The following is a 5,391-nucleotide window of genomic DNA, read 5'->3' as shown; positions in this document are numbered from 1 at the left end:
CGCCGCGTGTCGGCAAGGTGACGCATCCCTCCGGCGCCCCGGACAATCACCTGCTGACCGTCTGGTCTCCCGGCCCCGTCACCAGCAACATCAGTCCGAAGACGCCGGCCATCGACGGCGGCATCTACCTCAACAAAGCGGGCCAACCCATCGCCGAGCCCGGACAAATGCTGCTCATCAAGAACGATCCGAAGTTTAATGAACAATGGCCGCGCGCCCTGGTCTCCTATGAACGCATTTACGGTGTCAAGGAACCGGTCAAGCTGAAGCCGGTCGCCAACGATGGCAAACGCTCGCCGCACTTGCCGGAAGGGACTCCCTACGGTCTGGTCGGCACGAGCAGCATGTACAAGCGCGAAAGCTATCCGAACGGCGCCCTCCCTGCGGGCAAAGTCACGGCCGAGTATCAGGGCGGCAACGATCCCTTCCGCGGACTAGGCACGCTGGCCTACAAAAACAGCAACGACAACTGGTTTTCGCAAGGCGCCGACACGTGCCGCTACGAAAACAGCGACATCCACGCCGTCCGCATTCTCGTCACCGAGCCGACCACCAGCCCGCGCTACACCGAAAAGGGCAAACGCTTGTGGTGGAACGTCGCCAACGAGAGGCTGCGCATCCTCGGCGAGTTCCCCGTCCGCAAATTCAAGCCCGGCGAGCCGGCAGCGTCAGCGACCGGAGGGCAACCAGTCGATCCGGACGGCAATCCCGACACCAGCTTCCTCGTCAAGGTGCCGGCCGATGTGGCCTGGACGTTTCAGACGCTCGACAAGCACGGCATGGTGCTGAACTCGTCGCAGACTTGGCATCAGCTCCGCCCCGGAGAAATCCGCACCAACTGCGGCGGCTGTCATGCGCATAGCCAGGCGCCGACCGAATTCAAGCTGACCGCCGCCGCCCAGAAGGACTACACGATCTTCGATTTGACGAAGCAGACGCCGCTCCTGACCGGCAAGCAGCACGACCAGTCCGGCAAGCAGTGGGATGCGGACGACGAGACCGGCGTGCGCTTCGAGAAGGCAGCGAGGAACGTCGAGTATTACCGTGACGTGAAGCCGATCCTCGAGCGGAGTTGTGTTGCCTGCCACACCCAGAAAATCGAGAAGCCGGCCGGCAATCTGGTCCTCGATGACGATCAGCCGGCGAAGGCGCCCGCAGGCATTGGCGGTCTGGTGATAGGCCCGTCCGGCAAGGTGCCCGGCACCTACCTGCGCCTGGCCATGGACCAGAGCGGCAAGTTCGGCCACCCCTCGCTGGTCGGCGGCTGGTCGCATCCGCAAGCCTCGCGCTACGTCCGCATGTTCCAGGCGCGCCGCAGCCTGCTCGCCTGGAAAATCCACGGCAAGCGCCTCGACGGCTGGAACAACGACGATTTCGCGCACGAGACGGTGCCGGGCGATCCCCGATCTCTCGTCCACAAGGGCCAACCGTTCACCGCCACGCCGCAGAATCGCGCGCTGATTAACCTGGCCTATACCGGCAGCGTCATGCCGCCGCCCGAAGCGGTTGCGGGAACCTATCAAGGGCCGGACGGCAAGGCGATCAAGGTCGCGCCACTCAGTGACGACGACCGGATGAATCTCGTCCGCTGGATCGATCTCGGCTGCCCGATCGATCTCGACTACGATCCTGCCCAGCCTGCTGCCCGCCGCGCAGGCTGGCTCCAGGACGACAACCGGCCGACACTGACCTTGACCTATCCCCAACCCGGCGCCGGCACTGGGCTGACCCGCATCCTGGTCGGCATGCACGATTACGATTCGGGCCTGGACCTGGACAGCTTCCAGGTGGCGGCCGACTTCGCGGTGGACGGCACCGCGGCCGGAACCAACCTGGCGGCGCAATTCAAGCCTACGACTCAGGGAGTCTGGGAGCTCAAGCTGACAACGCCCATCGTGGATCTGCCCAAAGGCAAGCTCACGGTCACCGTCAAGGACCGCGAGGGCAATCTTACCAGGATCGAACGGGCCTTCTCGATCCGTCGCTAGCCGCCGCGAGCCGACGCCGGCCGGCACGCCCGCTCCCGCGCTCTCCGTCCGTACCCACCTGCATTGGGAGCATTGACTCATGTTGACCTTCAATCGCGGTTCGCGCGGCGACTTCCTTCAAGTCGGCGGTCTCGGCCTGGGCGGCCTCACGCCGGCCAAAACCGATGAAATTTCAACATGATTTCCTATCCGTGTTTCATCCGTGGCTAATTCCGGGAACTACCGGCAAGGTATTTCCTGTCCGTGCGATTCGTGATATCCGTGGTTGTAATTGAGTTCGCTGCAATCCTTGTCGTGTACGCCGACGACTCTCACGAGGTAACACCATGTTGCGTTCGCTTTTCTTTCTCACCATCCTATGGCTCACTCCGACGATTACGCAGGCACAGGTAAAAATACCGATCCTCCTCGATTTCGACATCGGCGAGGATATCGACGACACGTTCGCGCTGGCCCTGGTGCTCGCCAGCCCGGAGTTGGACCTGCGCGGCGTGACGACCGTGGGCCACGATGCGTATAAACGAGCGCAGCTGACATTGCGGTTCCTCACGGCCGTCGGTCGCAAGGAAGTGCCTGTCGCCGCCGGGATTCCGATCAAGCAAAAGCCGCTCGATTATTGGCAGGTGCAGTATGGCAATCACGCCAGTGTTTATTTCCGCGATCCGAAACCCGCGAAGGTCCCCGCCGCGGAATTTCTCGCCAAGAAGATCAACGACGCGCCGGGCGAGTTGACGCTTGTCGCCATCGGGCCGTTGACGAACATCGCGAAGCTGTTCAGCGATCATCCCGAAACGAAGGCGAAGATCAAACGCCTGGTGATCATGGGCGGATCGGTGCGTCGCGGGTATGCCGATGGGTCGAAGCCTCAGCCGGAATACAACATCGTCGCCGACGTAAAGGCGGCTCAAGCCGTGTTCCGCGCCGGCGTGCCGATGACCGTCGCGCCGCTCGATGCAACCTCGATGGTCGCGCTCGATGTGCCTCGGCAGAAGACGCTGTTCGACGCCGGCTCACTGCTGACGCTGTCTTTGCAAGCCATGACTCAGCTTTGGCAGGAGAAGAATGTGCCCGTGCTCTTCGACCCCGTCGCCATCGCCCTGATTCATACGGAAAATTTCTGTACGATGGAAGATCTGGCTCTCGGCGTGGACGATCAAGGCTTCACCGTGCCCGTCCGCCTCGGCAAGCCGAACGCCCGGGTCGCCACTGCGATCAAGACGGACGCCTTCCTTGATTGGTACGTCGAGCGCGTCGCCTCGGCGATGCCCAAAGCGCTGCCGACGATGCGTGTCATCAACGAATCGAAGCTGATCGATCCGGGAAAGATGCCGAACCGCGTCCATGTCTTTGAAGACTTCGAGACTGACATCGAAAAACGCTGGTGGCTGAGCGGCCGAATTGAGACTGCCGACACGCCGCCGACGAGCAAGCGCGCGCTGCGCGGGGTGTTGACTGAGGACTTCGACGACCTCCAGGGCGAGATGAAGACGCTTTACACAGCCGTCGTCTTCAACCCCGTGCCCAGCATGCCGATGGGCAAAAACACTCGGCTACGCTTCAAGTATCGGCTCCAGGGAACCGATACGCTGCGCGTGCAACTCTACAGCCTCAGCAACGGCTACCACCGCTGCCTGATGCTCAAGGATCTACCGCAAACAACATGGGTAGACGGTTGTGTTGACATGACGCAGATGCGTAAACCCGATGGCACGGGCGGACCGCTTTCGGAATTCGAACGCATCGACGACATCCAGTTCTACGTGGACCCGCGAGCGGAACTTCTGATCGACGACATCGTACTCTACGACGCCGGCGAAGCCGACGAAAAACGAGCGTTCCCGAAACGCTTCCTCTTCACCGGCCTTTTCGACGGCGGCAAGCAAGGCAAGGAATGGCCCGGCGATTTCGAGATCGCCCAGAAGCAGGGCTACGTCTGGCACGCCGCCAAATCGATCCCGCACCCGACCGACAAGGATAAAGCCTGGCTTCGCGTCAACCTCCGTGGCGATCGGCCAGTCGGCGATGTGACGCATTTATCGTTTCGCTATAAGCTCGAAGGCGCCAGTACGATCAACGTGCGTCTTGAATCGTCGGACAAGAAAAAGTCATCGACATTTTCACTCGACCAGAAAGTACTCAAACAAAATGACTGGGCTTCGTATCAATTGATTCTCGGGCCACGCGATGCACTGGTGGGCGGATCGGTTAGTGACGTGACGTTCACGCTGCCGGCGGCCGGCCGACTGTGGATCGACAACCTGCTGCTGTGTGAGCCGTGAGGGATCGTTTAGAATCGGGGTGAGTTTGGCCGCTTACGCTGTCCCTCCCGAAAACTCGATCCGGCGGGAGCGGCAATGGTTCATGGAGGCACGCGTATCCCAGGAATGACGACGCGGTTACTTCCCGACGAAGTCCTGCTCGTGAATCGTAATCCGAACATCGGGCCGATGGAGCGTGAGCCAGAGTTCCCCCGCTGCCACTTCGAACACCTCAGCCGAATGGACGCAGCGACCGGCCTCCTTCATGCTGGAAATGCCCGTCCGATGTACCAGCGTCGCGGTTGGGGACCAAGTCTTCCCGTCGTCCGCGGTGAAAGCCAGGCAAAGCCGCGCGCCGGCTTGAGGATTCTCTTTGGTGCGTTCCGCACCCAGCTCAACCCACAATCGGGCCAGACGTCCGCTTTTGAGCCGTGCTAGGGTGTGAAGCTGCGACGTGGTGTACGACGACTTCACATCTGTAGCATCGGCCCAGTTCAGGCCGCCGTCCGTGGAAAACGTCTCGCACTGACGACGGTAGGAAAGCAGCATCCACAGTCGACCGTCCGCGAACTCGGCCATTGTTCCCGCTCGCACACCGTCGTGCAGATCGCCGTTCGGACGGGACGGCCACGCAAACTTCGGGTCGACGACCTGCCCCTTCTGCCACGTCTTTCCCTCGTCGTCGGAGATCACGCAAACCGAGCGCCACCGGGTCGGTCGTTCGAAGGTCACATGAGGCACTGCTGCCACGATGCGTCCCGAGCGCAGTTGGATGATGCTGCGCGTGCTTCCCGTGTAACCGTCGAGAACAAGTTGCGGCGGCAGCCAGGTGTTGCCCTCGTCAACGCTGCGTTGCACGTAGAGCGGCATTCTCGCCTTCGCCGCTTCAGGGCTGGTTAGCGGCCCGGTTCCCACAAATTCCGACTCGTTGGCGAAGGTCCACAGGAGCGTGCCATCGCGGGTACGAAGGAGCGCCGCATCGCCGCGTTTGTATGGTTTGCCGTCCACGGTCGCGGGCTGTCGCTTTGCCGACCAAGTCGCTCCCCGGTCTAGGCTGATCTGCACGTCGTCCTTGGACACGGTGAGGATGCCGCCATCGCGGAGATGAACGAAGGGGCCCACAAAGGAGACCGGAAGAGCGTTGG

General features: G+C 61.8%; 3 protein-coding genes. 2 read left to right on the top strand and 1 reads right to left on the bottom strand.

The features are described 5' to 3' along the window. On the top strand, window positions 1–1,988 hold a 1,988-nt coding region (locus SGJ19_17240), incomplete at its 5' end, for a hypothetical protein (protein ID MDZ4781995.1). A gap of 326 nt (window positions 1,989–2,314) precedes the next feature. Beyond that, window positions 2,315–4,267, top strand: a complete 1,953-nt coding sequence (locus SGJ19_17235) for a nucleoside hydrolase (protein ID MDZ4781994.1) — start codon at window positions 2,315–2,317, stop codon at window positions 4,265–4,267. A 117-nt stretch (window positions 4,268–4,384) separates the two neighbouring features. Here SGJ19_17235 and SGJ19_17230 read toward each other — a convergent pair. Then, the coding region (locus tag SGJ19_17230) for a sialidase family protein (protein ID MDZ4781993.1) at window positions 4,385–5,391 on the bottom strand (1,007 nt) is incomplete at its 5' end.

Source organism: Planctomycetia bacterium (genome assembly GCA_034440135.1).
In the GTDB taxonomy this organism is placed as follows: Bacteria; Planctomycetota; Planctomycetia; order Pirellulales; family JALHLM01; genus JALHLM01.
Note: the sequence above shows the minus strand (reverse complement) of the source record. Positions and strands in the feature narration are given on the sequence as shown.